Origin of the sequence: Bradyrhizobium sp. DN3 (genome assembly GCF_041357655.1) — a bacterium.
In the GTDB taxonomy this organism is placed as follows: domain Bacteria; phylum Pseudomonadota; class Alphaproteobacteria; order Rhizobiales; family Xanthobacteraceae; genus Bradyrhizobium.
The window spans coordinates 156,352-171,664 of record NZ_JAULLN010000007.1; the positions used below are offsets into that span (position 1 = coordinate 156,352).

A 15,313-nucleotide genomic window follows, 5' to 3' on the forward strand; every position below is an offset into this window, starting at 1 on the left:
CGTTGGGGTTGCCGATCCTGCCGCAAGCAGCCTCGACGGCGCGGGCAGTTGGCTTGTCGTAGAGTGTGCTAGCGAGCATGGCTAAGATCCGTTCGATGCGGTGCAGGCCCGGTGAACCGAGTGAACGCATTGTACTCGTCTATCGTTAGCTTTTTGAGGACGTTCGTTGCTCACTGCGTCTGAAGCGTCAGTTGGTAGGAGTGGTGAGCGGGCTGTCATTGGTGTCAAGGACGAACAGGGCGAGCAGCTTCGCCGGCTCGGTCTTGCTCGCGTTGCGGCTGATCGAGTGGAGCGAACCCGGAGATTCAGACCAGCTCTCGCCGGCCCGATAGATGCGCGTCTCGCTATCATTTACCTTCGACTCGATCGCGCCTGAGATCACATATGCATAGATAAAAGCAGATTTCGCGTGGGTGTGGGGCGGAGAGGCCGCGCCCGGTGCGTAATCGACTTCCACAGCAATCAGTGACTTGCCAGGGATATTGGGAATAGCCGCCTCGAAGTTCTTCGTGACGGTTTCCGCCCCGCTATCATGGGCGCAAATAGGGCCGGTCATCGAGAAGGCGAGAGCGGCGCTAAGGACGATAATGGATTGGATCTTCATGGGCTTTGTCCTTTTCCTCGATAGGAAAATCACGATCGTATCCGGTATAACGGGCGGGAAGAGGTCGTCACGAGACTGGCTATTTCAAATGTTATCTGAAACTCGTGGTGGAACGTTAGGCTCGCTTGAGCGATGCTAAGCTGACGTCACCTCACGGGAAAATGTCTGACTGTTATGGTTTCCATTCCAACGCGTCCATTGTGCTGATGAGGTCCGACGCGAGAGGAGCCCGCGTGCCGCACGCACCTGGCGAATTAGGTGTGCCACGTCAATGCCACACATGACGTCATTGGCGCCATGCAATGCCAGTTCAGGAGTGGATAGGCGGCCGTTTCCCGCAGGCTGGGACGTTGATCGATTGCCGAGGCGGCGAGTTTCTGCAGACGCGGCCACTGGCATCTGGCTCGGGGGCGCACTGCGCGACTGACTATAACTATCGTTTATTGATTTTATGGCGAGAATCAATTTTGCGTTGCCGACGTCCTTTGGTCAATCTCCTAGCTAACGTCGTATAATTCGATCCTGTGACCGACATACAATGTCGGCTTGAGAAGCTAGGCGGCTCGATTATGCGAAGCAACGACCTCATCGAATCGGCGCGCCTTCCGGAGATGGGATCAGCGAAGAGACCTGGTCACCGGATGCGGGGCCGTTCTTGAGGAAGCCGCGGGCGGTTCGAGCGCCTTGCGGTTCAAACAGTGAGGCCGATTATGATGCTGCAAAACGGCGACATCTTTCCATCTCTTACCTTCGCTCGCGTCGGGGGCGGAAAAATCAGCCTGCCTGCCGATCTTGCAGGTTGGTTTGGCGTGGTTTTATTCCATCGTGGCTCCTGGTGCCCGTACTGCAACGCTCAGCTCGCCGCTTTCGCGCGAGCGGCAGACAAATTCGTCGGTGAAGGCATCAAGGTCGTCTCGGTATCGGTAGACGACCGGGAAAAATCGGAAATGCTCGTCGAAAAGCACAAAATCGGTTTCCCCGTCGCTTACGGTGCTGACGCGCGAGCGGTTTCCGCGGTGTCCGGCGCCTTCGTTAATGACGATCCCGTCTGTCTCCAGGCAACCGGCTTCGTCTTGAACCCCGAAGGCCAAGTGGTGACGGCCGTCTATTCGACCCGCGCGATCGGCCGTCTGATGCCCGACGATGTGCTCGGTTTTGTCCGCCACCTCAAATCTTTGGCAAAAAATTGAAAGCAGCAAAGCAGCGGGATTAGCTGGAAGATCGATGGATGGCGCACGTGTCTGGATGGCGCTTGGCCGGGGACATGATTCAGGAATGTTTTGCGCGGTTGGTTAGGGTTCCGCCACGACGTCTGCAGCGGCTCACCTAGTCAGATAACGGCAACACTTTCGACGAAGTGCTGGCATTCCGGTTTTGGAAGCTATCTAAGTTGGCGAACGTTGCTGCTAGCAGCTCCCATCAGGGCGAAGGTCATTCCTGCAACCAAACAAAAGATCGTGCTATGATCTCCGCCTAGCTAGTCCGAAGATCAGCGAAACCAAGGCGGAACCCAGCGACCATCCGACGTAGCGAGCCGCAGCATTCATCCCACTTGCAGCTGCGCTACGTTCTATGGATCCAGCCGTCATCATCGCAGTGTTTGTTCGGGGTCTAGAAAAGGCCGAAGCCGATACCCACAAAGGGCTAACTCATAATTGATGCTCACCGCGTTACGCCCGATATACCGTCCGAGAAAGCCGAGCTTGTCGTTCGATTGATCCTTCATGAGCAGGATTAGCCGCATTTTCTCAATGGAAACTGGATTGATCCTCAAGGCTTGGCGACAAAGAGCAAGAATAGCTTTTGCGATCGATCAACTCTCGGTCGGGCGTTCAATCTCGCGCGTCGCGGCAGATGTCGGCTTCAGCAGCGTTGCCGCGTTCTCGTTTGCCTTCCGGCAGTTAATGAAAATACCACCGACTGCCTTTCTTCACTATCTTCCGAAGCGGGTCGTCTCGTCAGTAGGAGAATGCGATAGCACGCCTTAGATTGGCTATAGGGTAGCTGCAGCACCGCAAGTGCTGATGACCTGGGCGATGGAGCGTAAACGGAAGCGGGTCGGGACTTCTCCGCCGCCAGGTCCCATCGGCGATCGCCGGATCGTAGTCATCGCTTGGCAGCGCCATACGATGAGACGTATGGTTTCCACGGGCCTCGCTGAAAAAGGCGTGTGCCAGGCAGTTTTGTGGTCGAAACTCACGAAGCGAATGCACCGATTCTGATTCCAGACATTCCGGCGATTATCGCTGATGCTACGACGGCGCTTATAGCGATGCAGACACCCCAAAGTCGACCGGCAGTACGTTGATCGACACCGTGTGCGATCAGCACCACCCTTAATCCTGAAGCGAGGTGGCTCAAGACAAAGAAGACGCCGAGCGCGTAGTGAGGGAGCAGACGGATGTTCCAAGCGTCATGAATGAGCCCAGTCGGAGCTCCGATCGCGAAGTTCCAATCCGTGGGTATGCCGAGAAAGCTTCGTGCGTAGACGAAGACCGAATTCATGTGGCCGAGAATGAAGACTGAGAGATAGGCGCCCGAAGCGATCTGATAGGTCCTCTGGAAGTCATGTGCCGAGGCGCTCCACCGCCACGCCAGAAGGAGGCCGGTCCCTATCTGGAAAAGCATGGTTGCAACCAACAAGGGTTCACCTACGGCAGAGCGATAAACCACGCGTCCGATCTTCATCACTGCGGCGTGCGCATCAGGACCTATCAAGCCGAACAGATGGTTCGCTAGATGAAACACCACATATAGGCTCAGGACCACGGCCGTTACTCCATGGACAACCCGCCAACCTCCGACCACAGGCTCAGCTGATTCAGCCGGACCTCGTGCAGACTGCGACCATTTCGCGATTGCGAGCCAGATCGCGCACCAGATGACCTCATCGGGAATAGGGCTCTTGATTAGGGCTTGCACAACGCCGAGAAAAACATAGAGCGTCGGCGACACAACGCTCGCATAGGCGAGGCGCCTTGAACCGGGATCGGACGTTGGTCGACAAGCTAGAGCGATCCCGAGGAACGGCACCACGAACGCAACGACCAAAACACTGGTCGCGCAGGCGATTGCGACGGGTGGCAGGCTTGCGGCTTGCGTGCCGACGATAGCATGGAAAGCATTGAGCAGAAATGGATAACAAATCGCCGCCGCCGCCGGCGCAAGAGCGACATAGCCATCGCGCTTCTCGAGACGCCTACTGCGAACAATTGCGTCCATCATCCACCCTACAGAGTCACGGTTAAGAAACCGGGTTCGAGACGACTTCCGAGATAGGCGGGCCTTCGAGTATTGTCTGCGTCGCGCATCGGTGTTCCGATCAATCGTTCATTGCTGGGTGGAGTGTCTCTTTCGATCAATCACCGTCTTCATTGTGCTTTTGAATGTTCGACCGGTGTCATAGCAAGAGAAGGTAGCGTCAGTCGAAGCTTCCGCCAAAGGCAAGTAATGTCCTGATAGAACGGCGGATCTTAGCACACAAGCTGCCCAATTCGCCTATGAGCCGCTAGCCGGCTAAAATGTATTTGAGTTATTCATGCGCATGATGAATGGCTCACCTTTACTGTTCGTAGTGCGTGTCACTCGCGCAGGTTACTGATGAGCGTCTCTTCGAGCTCGCGACCGAAGTCGCGGCAACGGTGTGCGTGTCGTGACGCCGTTCATTGCCCCTCAACGCGGCTCAGGAGTCTTTGCTGAAACGAAGCGCCGGGCTCAGCGTGCGGTGTGGTCGTGCATTCCGACTACATAATCATGCTAATCGGAAAGCAGCAATAACCATCGTTTATCAAGTCGATGTCGAATTGTAATTTCCCTTCGCCGTGCTGCAGGGTCACTCTCTAAAGCATCTTCGTGTCGTAACGTTCAACGCTGAACCGACACGCGGAACACGATGCTATTGGAGAGTCGACATGCAATGCAGCGGCGCAATTGAGGCTGTCGCGTCTCTTGGCGGTGCCGTCAGCCAAGTTATCTACTTCCAAGACATTGCTGCCGTTCGTGCGGTAATTGCCTTTGTATCGATCGAACATGACCGCAAACTTCGCAAGGCCGCAAGATACCTGTCTCAGTCAATGCGGCGTTCTAGCTCGTTTGGGAGAGCCGGAAGTGAGCGCAGCTGAAAGAATGGCTGTGGCGATCCAGTTCATCGAACGTCCGTTTCGTCGCTTTCGCAGATGCGTTGGCGCATCGATCTGCATGCTACTTGCGCTTACGCTCGCGGGCTGCAACGAGAAGGCGCAATCGCAGGTGGTCGCGCCTCCGCCGTCCGTTACGGTGGCGCAACCGGTCAAACGCACCGTCACCGACTGGGACGAGTTCACCGGCAGGTTCGAAGCGATCCAGGAGGTGCAAGTCCGTGCCCGCGTCGGTGGCTTTGTCACCAGTGTCGAGTTCAAAGACGGCGACATGGTGCACGCCGGCGATCTGCTCTATATCATCGACCCTCGCCCGTTCGAGGCGGTGGCGACCCAAGCGGACGGTCAGCTCGCCGATGCGCGCGCCAAGACAGAGCTGGCCAAGCGCGAGCTTGAGCGCGGGCTCATCCTCGTAAAGACCAGTGCTGTCTCCGAGCAAGTCGTCGACCAGCGTCGCGCGGCATTGGAGGCCGCTCACGCCGCTGAGACTATTGCCGAAGGCGCGCTAAAGGCCGCCCAGCTTAACGTCGAATTCACGCATGTGGCGGCACCGATAACCGGCCGCGTCAGCCGCCATTTTGTGAGCGTCGGCAACCTCGTGCAGGGGAGCGACAACGGCGGCTCGACGCTACTTACCACGATTGTTTCAATGGACCCAATGTACGTATATTTCGACGTTGATGAGGCGACCTATCTTAAGAACAACAAACTGTGGTTCGAGGGTAAGCGGCCGAGCTCACGCGATACGCCTAATCCAGTGCAAGTGGCGCTGACCGGCGAGACCAAACCATCGCACGACGGCCATATGGATTTCATCGACAACCGGCTCGACGTCTCCACCGGCACGCTTCGCAGTCGCGCGATCATCCCGAACCACGATCTATCCATCCTGCCCGGCCAGTTCGGCCGCGTGCGGCTAATTGGCTCCTCGCCCTATGAGGCGCTTCTTTTGCCAGATGTAGCGATCGCGACCGATCAGTCGCGCAAGATCGTGTTCGTGGTCAAGGATGACAACACTGTGGAAGCGCGTGCGGTTGAACTCGGTCCGTTGGATCAGGGACTGCGCGTTGTTCGCACAGGCCTGAAGCCGGAGGATCGTGTCATCATCGACGGCCTCCAGCGAGCACGCGTTGGCGCTAAGGTGAGCCCGCGCAGCGTCGAGATCAGCGGCAGTAAGTCATGAATCTCGGACGTCTTTCCGTCAATCAGCCCATTCTGGCGATGGTGCTGTCGATCGTGCTCTTGATTGTGGGCGCGATCGCGTACCAGACGCTGCCCGTCTCTGAATATCCGCAGGTAGTGCCGCCTACGGTTACGGTCACCACGCAATACCCCGGCGCCTCGGCACAGACTGTGTCCGATACGGTCGCAGCTCCCATCGAGCAGGAGATCAATGGGGTCGAGGACATGCTGTACTTGTACAGCCAGGCGACCTCCAACGGCCAGCTCACGATAACCGTGACTTTCAAGCTTGGCACCGATCTCGACAAGGCCCAAGTGCTGGTGCAGAACCGCGTCGCGATCGCGCAGCCGCGGCTGCCGGAGGAGGTGCAGCGCAACGGAGTAGTCACCCGTAAGAACTCACCCGACATCCTGATGGTCGTGTTCATGCTGTCGCCCGACGATAGCTTCGACCAGCTCTACATATCGAATTATACGCTGTTGCAGGTGCGCGACCAGCTTCTGCGGCTCGATGGCATTGGCGACATCCAGATGTTTGGCGCGCGCGACTATTCGATGCGGTTGTGGCTCGATCCTGACCGGATCGCCAATCTCGGTATGACCTCAAGTGACGTCATTGCCGCGGTCCGGGCCCAAAACCTGCAGATCGCGGGCGGCCAAATCGCAGAGCCACCGATTGCGGATCGCGCATTCCAGCCGAACCTGGTCTTCACTGGGCGCCTCAAGGATATCAGGCAATTCGAGGACATCGTGGTGAAGGCTGGTTCCGACGGCCGTACCGTACGGCTGCGCGACGTTGCGCGGATCGAGCTTGGCGCGCTGGCCTACACTACCAACAGCTTCATACTACGAAAGTCAGCTGTTGCGATGGTGGTGACGCAGCGGCCCGGATCGAACGCGCTCGCCACCGCGAAACATATCTCCGACACGATGGCGCAGCTCAAGACGAGCTTCCCAAAGGGGCTCGACTACAATATCGGCTACAACCCCACCGAGTTCATCGCCCAATCGGTGCACGAGCTGATCAAGACGATTTACGAGGCGATGGCGCTCGTGGTCATCGTGGTGCTGGCGTTCCTTCAAGGTTGGCGGCCTGCGATCATCCCAATTGTCGCGATCCCGGTGTCGCTGGTCGGTACATTTGCAGCGATGGCTGCGCTCGGATTCGGCATTAATAACCTTACGCTGTTCGGCCTCGTACTTGCGGTCGGCATCGTGGTGGACGACGCCATCGTGGTTGTGGAGAATGTCGAGCGACATCTCCAGGCAGGTATGAGCCGGCGCGAGGCGGCTCTCAAGACGATGGAGGAGGTCGGCGGCGCGCTGGTCTCGATCGCCCTCGTGCTCTGCGCGGTGTTCGTGCCGACCGCGTTCCTCGGCGGCATTTCCGGGCGATTCTTCCAGCAATTCGCCGTCACAATCGCGGTCGCGACCGCGATCTCTTGCTTCTGTTCGCTAACGCTGTCGCCAGCACTAGCCTCCCGAATTCTTACTCCGCATGAGCAGAAACGTCCAACGGCGCGCTGGAACATCGTTGCACGTGGTTGGGACGGCTTCACAGCGCTTTTCAATTGCATCTTCGAGCGCCTAGCGCATGGCTACGCGGCCGCCACCGCCTTCGTGATCCGACACACGGTGGTGATGCTGGCAATCTACCTCGCGCTGATCGGCGGTGCTGGCTGGCTGCTCGCCACCACTTCTCAGGGCTTCATCCCGGCGCAGGATCGTGGTTATCTGATCATCTCGGTGCAATTGCCGGGCGCCGCGTCGCTGGTGCGGACCACCGCGGTGGTGCGGGAAATCGAGCGAATTGCGCTGGATACGCCAGGGATCATCCGTGTCGCGGCGTTTGCTGGCTTCTCCGGCGCGACCCGCACGCAGGCGGGCAACGCCGCGGCACTGTTCCCCGTCTTCGACGACCCCGAGGCGCGAGTTAGGAAGGGCCTGACTGCCAGCGTGATCACTGCGGATCTGCGAAAGCGGCTGTCGGCGATCCAGGGCGCCTTCATCATCGTCATTCCACCGCCTGCGGTGCCAGGCATCGGCACCGGCGGCGGCTTCGCCATCCGCATTCAGGATCGACAGGGGCGCGGTCCCGAGCTGCTCGGAGCTGCCACGGACGAGCTCGTGGCCACCGCGCGGAAGTCGCCAAACCTAACGTCGGTGTTCTCGCCGTTCACGGCGAATACGCCGCAGCTATTCGTCGACATCGATCGCGTGAGGGCGCAGAAGCTCGGTGTTCCCATCGCCAGCATTAACGACACGATCCAAACCTACTTCGGTTCGACCTATGTCAACGATTTCAACCTGTTTGGGCGCACCTATCATGTCACCGCGCAGGCCGATCTGCCATTTCGAAGAGAGGCCTCTGATTTGGCGCGGCTCCGTACCCGCAACGCGGCCGGTGACATGGTTATGCTGGGGAGCGTAGTGGACTTCAAGGATATCTCCGGGCCCGATCGGGTCGCGCGCTACAATCTCTACTCAGCATCCGAGCTGCAGGGCGAGCCGGCACCGGGCGTGAGCTCGAAGACAGCGCTCAACACCATCAAGCAATTGGCCGACAAAACATTACCGAGCGGCTTTTCTTTCGAATGGACCGATCTGTCCTATCAACAGGTGACGGGTGGCAATGCCGGGCTGTATGTGTTCCCGATCTGCGTGCTGTTCGTCTATCTGGTCCTCGCGGCACAGTACGGTAGCTGGACCCTGCCACTCGCGGTGATCCTGATCGTGCCGATGTGCCTTTTCGCGGCCACCATCGGCGTGCGCATCATGGGCGAGGACATTAACATCCTGACCCAGATCGGCTTCGTGGTGCTGGTGGGACTTGCGGCCAAAAACGCGATCCTGATCGTTGAGTTCGCGCGCGACATCGAGCTTGAAGGTAAACCGCGCCTGGAGGCGGTGATCGAGGCCTGCCGGTTGCGACTGCGGCCGATCTTGATGACCTCGTTCGCCTTCATCCTCGGCGTGCTGCCGCTCGTCGTCTCCACCGGTCCGGGATCGGAGATGCGCCAGGCCGTCGGCGTCGCCGTGTTCTTCGGTATGCTCGGAGTTACGTTGTTCGGCCTAATCTTCACGCCGATCTTCTACATGGTCGTGCGCAACCTCGCGGAAGGAAAGGATGAGCGCAAGCCGACCCACGCGATGGCCGCCGCGGCGGAGTGAGTTGCGGTTATGCCGATCGAGATGAAGCCAGAACAACCGCCGCCGAAGAGGCAAATGACCGAGGAGAGAATTCCCATGAAGGCGATCATTGTGACGGACCGGGCTACAGGAACGGCCGGTATGAAGCTGGTGGAGCAGCCCGAGCCACAGGCAGCGATAAATGACGTCGTCGTTCAGGTTCGTGCGTCGGGTTTCACGTGGGATGAGCTGATGTGGCCCCCGACGTGGACCGATCGCCTCGATCATGACCGAACACCGTCGATCCCTGGGCACGAGTTGGCCGGAGTGGTCACCGCGCTCGGCTACGGCACGACGGGGCTATCAGTGGGACAGCGGGTGTTCGGCCTCACGGACTGGTATCGCGACGGCACACTGGCTGAGTATGTCGCGGTCGAGGCGCGCAACCTCGCGGCGCTCCCGGGCGACGTCGATTTCACCGTGGGCGCGAGCCTGCCGATGCCGGGCCTGACCGCGTGGCAGGGACTGTTCGAGCACGGCCGCCTTCAGGCGGGGCAGAGCGTCCTGGCGCACGGCGCGGCTGGCGTAGTCGGTTCGATGGTGACCCAGCTCGCGCGAGAGGCCGGCGCCTACGTCATCGGCACCGGACGCGCTGCCGACCGTCAGAAGGCGCTCGACTTCGGCGCTCAGGAGTTCGTCGACCTCGAGAACGATGTTTTGGAAGACGTCGGCCAAGTCGATCTGGTTTTCGATGTCTTCGGCGGCGACATCGGAAAGCGGTCGGCACGGCTTGTTCGAGCCGGAGGAACGCTTGTTTCAATCGTCGGGCCAAGCGAGGAACGGCCCGCCAACGGCCTGGCGGTCGATTTCGTCGTCGAGTCCGATCGTGCCCAACTGCGTGAGATCGTCCAGCGAGTACGGGACGGGCGACTGCGGACGAACATCGGCAACATCGCGACCCTCGACGATGCCGTCGCTTCTTTCAACCGGACCGAGCGACGCAAGGGGAAGACTATCATCCGCGTTCGTCAGTAGGGACCCGTGCCCCTTGATGCATGCAGTCGGCCGACGCGGTCCGGGTCGACCGCCTGCGTCGTATCAGCTAGCCACCACGAGGCATCCATGGTTTTCACGTTAAAGATCAACGGCACACCCCATGAGGTCGATGTCGACGGCGACACGCCGCTGCTGTGGGTGCTCCGCGATGTGCTCGGTATGACCGGGACCAAGTTCGGCTGCGGCCAGGCGCTTTGCGGCGCCTGCACCGTGCATGTCGACGGCCAGCCGGTCCGCTCCTGCCAAACACTGGTCGACAGCGTTGGCGACAGCGCGGTCACCACGATCGAGGCGATCGGCCAGGCGCCGCAGGGTGCGGCCTTACAGAAGGCATGGCTGGAGTTGGAGGTGGCGCAGTGCGGCTACTGTCAGTCCGGCCAGATCATGTCGGCGGCTGCGCTCCTGAAGGATACGCCGAAGCCGACGGATAACGACATTGACGCCGCCATGTCGGGAAACGTCTGCCGATGCGGCACCTATCAGCGCATCCGCGCTGCGATAAGGCACGCTGCGGGAGTTTGAGATCATGAAAGGACCTATTACGAGAGAGCAGATCGTCGATGGAACGGCGATGTCGCGGCGCGCTCTTCTACAGGGCGCAGGCTTGCTGCTCGGTTTTGCGCTGACCGGTGCAAGCACGGAATCCGTCTTCGCGGCGCCTGCTTCGCGGGTGGTCGAGAATGAGGTCACGGGTGAGTTCGCGCCGAATGGATTTATACGGATCAATCCAACCGGCGACGTGACCCTGGTCATACCGATGGCCGAGATGGGACAGGGGGTTTACACTGCGCTCTCGATGCTCCTGGCTGAAGAACTGGAAGTGAAGCTTGACCAAATCCAGGTTCAGCATGCGCCGGCAAATGATGCGCTTTACGCCAACTCGTTTCTGCACATTCAAACTACAGGTGCTTCCTCCTCTGTACGTGCCTTCTGGACGCCGCTGCGTCAGGCAGGGGCGGTGGGTCGCAATCTGCTGATTGCGGCCGCCGCAAAGCGCTGGAATGTCGATCCAGCGGCTTGCCGAGCCAAGGATGGCGTCGTTTTCGATGCCTCAGGCTCGAAGCATCTGACCTACGGCGCACTTGCGAAGGCTGCGGCGAAATTGCCCGTGCCGCCTGCGGCAAACGTGAAATTAAAGGATCCGAAGGATTTCGCCCTGATCGGCACGCGTGCCAAGCGCGTGGATTCATCTATAAAGGTCGATGGGCGCGCGCTCTACGGCATCGACACGCGATTGCCGGGAATGAAGGTTGCGGCGGTTGCTATTTCGCCCGTACTCGGTGGCAAGGCGAAAACCGTGGACGAGAAGGCAGCACTGGCGGTGAAGGGCGTCCGACAGGTGATCAATATCGATGAAGCGGTTGCTGTGGTGGCGGATCACTTCGGTGCGGCGAAGAAGGGGCTCAAGGCTGCCACCATCACGTGGGACGATGGGCCGAATGGCAAGATCAGCAACGCCGACATCGTCAAACAATTGGAGGAAGAATCCCAAAAGCCGGGCGCGGTCGCCCGCAATGATGGCGATGCAGGGAAGGCTCTTGCGAAGGCGGCGCAACGGCTTGACGCCATTTATCAGGTACCTTTCCTCGCTCACGCGGCGATGGAGCCTATGAATTGCACGGTTCATCTGCAGAATCATCGTTGCGACATCTGGGTTGGGACGCAAGTGATGACGCTCACACAGTCTCTGGTCGTCGAGCTCACCGGCCTGCCAAAGGATGCGATCAAAATTCACAATCATCTGATTGGCGGTGGCTTCGGCCGACGGCTGGAGGCGGATGGCACGGTGCTGGCCGTCAAGATCGCCAAGCACGTCGATGGCCCAGTAAAGGTGATCTGGAGCCGCGAGGAAGACATCCAGCACGACATGTATCGGCCGTACTACGTCGATCGGCTGTCGGCTGGACTTGATGCAGCCGGTAAGCCAGTCGCTTGGACGCATCGGATCGCCGGCGCCTCGATTACCGCTCGATATATTCCCTCTTGGTTCAAGGATGGAGTAGACCTCGATGCCGTAGAATGCGCGGCCGGACCTTATGCGCTGCCCAATATCCACGTCGACTATGTCCGGGTCGAACCCCCCGGTGTTCGGACTGCTTTTTGGCGCGGCGTCGGACCGACGCACAATGTCTTTGTAGTCGAAAGCTTCATGGATGAGCTCTCGCACGCCGCGAAACAGGATCCTGTCGCTTATCGCAAAGAATTGCTTAGTCACAATCCGCGAGCGCTTGCTGTTCTGTCCCTTGCTGCGGAAAAAGCAGGCTGGGGATCGCCACTTCCAGCCCGGAATGGCCGCGGGATTTCGGTACAATTCGCATTCGGAAGTTACTTGTCGGCGGTCGCCGAGGTGGAAGTGGCGGCCGACGGCTCTGTCAAGGTCAAGCGGATCGTCTGTGCGGTTGATTGTGGCATGTGCGTCAATCCCGATACGATCGAAGCACAGGTTCAGGGCGGAACGATTTTCGGGCTAACCGCCGCGCTTCATGGCTCGATCACTTTCAAGGATGGGCGCGTCGAGCAGAGCAATTTCGATGACTATCTGCCGATGCGCATCGACGAAGTGCCGGTGGTGGAGACGCACTTGATTAGGAACGCAGAAGCTCCAGGTGGCATCGGTGAAGCTCCGACAGCCATTGTCAGTGCTGCCGTGACTAATGCGATCTTCGCCGCTACCGGCAAGCGTGTGCGCAGCCTGCCGATCGATACGGATTCGCTGAAGTCGTCGTCATAGTCCTTGCCTATCCCGGCGCGCCGCAGCGGGCGCGAGGACGATGGTGCAGAGCCGAGTGGGCCCAAACGAGACGATTCCGTGAAATGCACCATTCAAGGGCTGGGCTCACATGGTGCGGCGCTGCCAGAGCTGACTTGTCAACTCTGCACTCAGATCCCAGACGTAGGGGCTCGTCTGCACCATGTCCCTTGCTGGATGAACTGTTTGTAGGCCAGCCCACTCCGGGCCTTGTGAAGTCTATCAGCTTAACGATAGCAAGCGTTCGAACCTGCTGCCGGTCGTCGCTCAAGCCAATCTCGACGCTGGGCAGCCGTTTGATGTCGCAGCCTACGGCCCCCGCACAGGACGCCGCAATTTGCACCTGCGCCAGGACGCTTATGCGAGCGCGGTCAATTATCGCGGCTCCCAACTCGCTTACAGTAGCCTCGAATTCAACTTCGCTTTGCAGTTCGCCGATGACCTAAGTAACTCGCTCACAATCGGCATCCCGTAAACTTGCTTCCTTGCCTTGAAGGGCTTCGGCCCGTGCCGCACTGCGCCCGCCTCTCACGAGTAGTCACCACCGCTCTGCTGAGAGAGGTTGCCGAGATAGTCTCGCTTCCCGATCTTCGCTCCGAGTTGCCGCAGAATCGCGTGCGCAATCGAGATGTGGAAAAAGAAGTCCGGTAGCACGAGGTGCCGGATATAGTCGTCGCCGCCGAACCAGCCGCGAGCAATAGGCGGCGTAAGTTCGTATGTGTGGGACTGCGCACCGGCCATCTCATTCGGCTGAACATTTTGCAGGAAGGCTCGAGTCTCAGTGAGACGTTGCTTCAACGCGGGATACACTATCGGGGTGTTACGGAATGCCGGTCGATCGTGTTGCATCAAGTTCGCCATATGCCTCTCGACCTTGTTACAGCTTACCGAGAATTGCTCTCCGAAAGTGAGCATGTCGGGCGCGAGACGCTCGCCAAGAATCCGTCCCGCCTCAAGCCCCTTGGACAATTCGAGCGCCTTGGCGTCATCGAGATAATCGTCCATCACGTTCAGTCCATGTACCATGACGGGAACTGTGATTTCGTAGACCGAGAATGACACGCTGATTTCCTCGCGCTCATTTGTAGTCCGCACGTCAGTCGGACCCGATAGCTCGATAAGTGAAGTCAGTGGTTACCACTCTGCCGCTCAATGAAATCGTAGCCTTTGCTGCTCGCGCGGCGAGGCGCAACGTCTTGGAGCCATGTCGAGCCTCCGCGCTTGTTCGGCCTGCGTAGCGGATCTCAACATCGGACGGGGCCGGCGTAATTGGAAATACCATTTGGGCATGCATTTCATGATTAAGGGAAATAGTCGCCTAGGAGCCTAACACACGCGCGCGCATCTTGCCCTCATCGATCGGCCATCGAGAAGTGCGCTATACTCGCGGTGTAGGGCGGCGTAGAAGGACATGAAGGGCGCTTCGCGATCACTGGTTTCCCGCGACTCGCAACGCTTCGAAAACGCCACCCGCCTATCGTGATGCGTGTCCCAGGCCATTCAGCTCCTGCGGGAGTGGAGCAGAACGATGCGCCTGTCTTCGACTTTGTGGTAGGCCACTGCGAGGCCACTGTCGCCGAGGGCATTTCAAAGCGGCTCATGGCCGCTTGTCCCGGATTTTTCTTTCCACGTACCGTCTCCTTCGCTCATCAGACACGGGATCAGGCAATTCGGATGCCTGCGCAGACGAGGCGGCAGTAAAAAGATGCTTAGACGTTCAACTGGGCCGTCCGCTGCCAAGGTCTCGCCAAACGATCCGCTACTTCAGCGTCGCAAGATAGGCATCGAGGTCAGCCCGGTCCGTCGGGTTCTTGAGCCCGGCGTAGGGCATCTTGTTTCCGGGAACTACCTTCTGGGGCGATTCCAGATACGCATCGAGGATCTTCGTATCCCAGACAATATCGGACTTCCTCATCGCGTCACTGTAGGGGAACCCGGGAGCCGTACCCGCCTTTCTGCCGATGATTCCTCCCAGGCCAGGCCCGACACGATTGGCCTGATCGGTAGCGTGGCACGTTGCGCAAGCTTGGAAGACGGTCTTTCCGTGCGCGGCGTCCTGCGCGTGGCCTGGATTGGCGGCGGCTCCCGCAAACAAGAGAGCCGCGAGAATCGCACGAAGTGTTCCTGCGCTGTTCATTACGAACATCCTTTTTTGATCGGGATCAGGGGTGGCGCGGCTGCGCGAAATCGTTGAGATCGTCTCCGAGTCGAAGCGCCTAGCAGATCAAATAGGCGCGGCCACAGCCGGGCCTACATGGGTACTTTCATCGCGCATCCTTCGCTGCCCGCGCGCGTCACGACGAATGGCGCGATAGTTCAGTCCTTAACGGGAGGGCCGCGTGCGCTCGGCCGCCCGCCACACCGAAAGATCGGATACAGGGGACAAAATGAGAAATTCCTTTTGGACATGCATTCGATAGGCGTGAGATATCGTCCAAGAGGCCTGTGGGCGGCTGC

Annotated in this window: 11 protein-coding genes; 7 read left to right on the forward strand and 4 right to left on the reverse strand. The window is 59.2% G+C overall.

The window, feature by feature from the left end; translation table 11 throughout:
* Positions 1–187 precede the first annotated feature (187 nt).
* Positions 188–604 (reverse strand): cupin domain-containing protein, encoded by a 417-nt coding sequence (locus AAE027_RS12870; protein WP_128956836.1) that lies wholly within the window; start codon positions 602–604, stop codon positions 188–190.
* A gap of 710 nt (positions 605–1,314) precedes the next feature.
* Between AAE027_RS12870 and AAE027_RS12875 the strand changes: the two genes are divergently transcribed.
* Together AAE027_RS12875 and AAE027_RS12880 are read left to right on the forward strand one after the other, a co-directional pair.
* Entirely contained in the window at positions 1,315–1,794 is a 480-nt protein-coding gene (locus tag AAE027_RS12875; RefSeq protein ID WP_370988370.1) for a redoxin domain-containing protein, read from the forward strand.
* A 534-nt stretch (positions 1,795–2,328) separates the two neighbouring features.
* Positions 2,329–2,592 (forward strand): helix-turn-helix domain-containing protein, encoded by a 264-nt coding sequence (locus AAE027_RS12880; RefSeq protein ID WP_370988371.1) that lies wholly within the window; start codon positions 2,329–2,331, stop codon positions 2,590–2,592.
* Between the two features lie 208 nt (positions 2,593–2,800).
* Here the strand turns inward: AAE027_RS12880 and AAE027_RS12885 are convergent, their stop codons facing one another.
* Positions 2,801–3,829, reverse strand: a complete 1,029-nt coding sequence (locus tag AAE027_RS12885) for a hypothetical protein (RefSeq protein ID WP_370988372.1) — start codon at positions 3,827–3,829, stop codon at positions 2,801–2,803.
* A 900-nt stretch (positions 3,830–4,729) separates the two neighbouring features.
* Between AAE027_RS12885 and AAE027_RS12890 the strand changes: the two genes are divergently transcribed.
* The 5 genes from AAE027_RS12890 to AAE027_RS12910 all read left to right on the forward strand — a co-directional run bounded on the left by AAE027_RS12890 (position 4,730) and on the right by AAE027_RS12910 (position 12,838).
* The gene (locus AAE027_RS12890) at positions 4,730–5,923 is read left to right on the forward strand and encodes an efflux RND transporter periplasmic adaptor subunit (protein WP_479714220.1); all 1,194 of its coding nucleotides are present in this window, start codon (positions 4,730–4,732) and stop codon (positions 5,921–5,923) included.
* Positions 5,920–9,093 (forward strand): efflux RND transporter permease subunit, encoded by a 3,174-nt coding sequence (locus AAE027_RS12895; protein WP_370988373.1) that lies wholly within the window; start codon positions 5,920–5,922, stop codon positions 9,091–9,093. The genes AAE027_RS12890 and AAE027_RS12895 overlap by 4 nt, the downstream gene beginning before the upstream one ends.
* A gap of 75 nt (positions 9,094–9,168) precedes the next feature.
* On the forward strand, positions 9,169–10,086 hold the full coding sequence (locus AAE027_RS12900; RefSeq protein ID WP_370988374.1) for an NADP-dependent oxidoreductase: 918 nt from the start codon (positions 9,169–9,171) through the stop codon (positions 10,084–10,086).
* An 87-nt stretch (positions 10,087–10,173) separates the two neighbouring features.
* Entirely contained in the window at positions 10,174–10,629 is a 456-nt protein-coding gene (locus AAE027_RS12905; RefSeq protein ID WP_370988375.1) for a (2Fe-2S)-binding protein, read from the forward strand.
* A gap of 4 nt (positions 10,630–10,633) precedes the next feature.
* A complete protein-coding gene (locus tag AAE027_RS12910) occupies positions 10,634–12,838 on the forward strand; it encodes a xanthine dehydrogenase family protein molybdopterin-binding subunit (RefSeq protein ID WP_370988376.1) in 2,205 nt (734 codons plus the stop codon).
* A gap of 546 nt (positions 12,839–13,384) precedes the next feature.
* Here AAE027_RS12910 and AAE027_RS12915 read toward each other — a convergent pair.
* Positions 13,385–13,918, reverse strand: a complete 534-nt coding sequence (locus AAE027_RS12915; RefSeq protein WP_370988378.1) for a DUF1993 domain-containing protein — start codon at positions 13,916–13,918, stop codon at positions 13,385–13,387.
* A 697-nt stretch (positions 13,919–14,615) separates the two neighbouring features.
* A complete protein-coding gene (locus tag AAE027_RS12920) occupies positions 14,616–14,993 on the reverse strand; it encodes a c-type cytochrome (RefSeq protein WP_370988379.1) in 378 nt (125 codons plus the stop codon).
* Between the last annotated feature and the right edge of the window lie 320 nt (positions 14,994–15,313).

Bases quoted from the DNA above. Each gene is read 5' to 3' on its own strand.
- AAE027_RS12870 (WP_128956836.1), bottom strand. From the start codon at position 604: ATGAAGATCCAATCCATTATCGTCCTTAGCGCCGCTCTCGCCTTCTCG.
- AAE027_RS12875 (WP_370988370.1), top strand. From the start codon at position 1,315: ATGATGCTGCAAAACGGCGACATCTTTCCATCTCTTACCTTCGCTCGC.
- AAE027_RS12880 (WP_370988371.1), top strand. From the start codon at position 2,329: ATGAGCAGGATTAGCCGCATTTTCTCAATGGAAACTGGATTGATCCTC.
- AAE027_RS12885 (WP_370988372.1), bottom strand. From the start codon at position 3,829: ATGATGGACGCAATTGTTCGCAGTAGGCGTCTCGAGAAGCGCGATGGC.
- AAE027_RS12890 (WP_479714220.1), top strand. From the start codon at position 4,730: ATGGCTGTGGCGATCCAGTTCATCGAACGTCCGTTTCGTCGCTTTCGC.
- AAE027_RS12895 (WP_370988373.1), top strand. From the start codon at position 5,920: ATGAATCTCGGACGTCTTTCCGTCAATCAGCCCATTCTGGCGATGGTG.
- AAE027_RS12900 (WP_370988374.1), top strand. From the start codon at position 9,169: ATGAAGGCGATCATTGTGACGGACCGGGCTACAGGAACGGCCGGTATG.
- AAE027_RS12905 (WP_370988375.1), top strand. From the start codon at position 10,174: ATGGTTTTCACGTTAAAGATCAACGGCACACCCCATGAGGTCGATGTC.
- AAE027_RS12910 (WP_370988376.1), top strand. From the start codon at position 10,634: ATGAAAGGACCTATTACGAGAGAGCAGATCGTCGATGGAACGGCGATG.
- AAE027_RS12920 (WP_370988379.1), bottom strand. From the start codon at position 14,993: ATGAACAGCGCAGGAACACTTCGTGCGATTCTCGCGGCTCTCTTGTTT.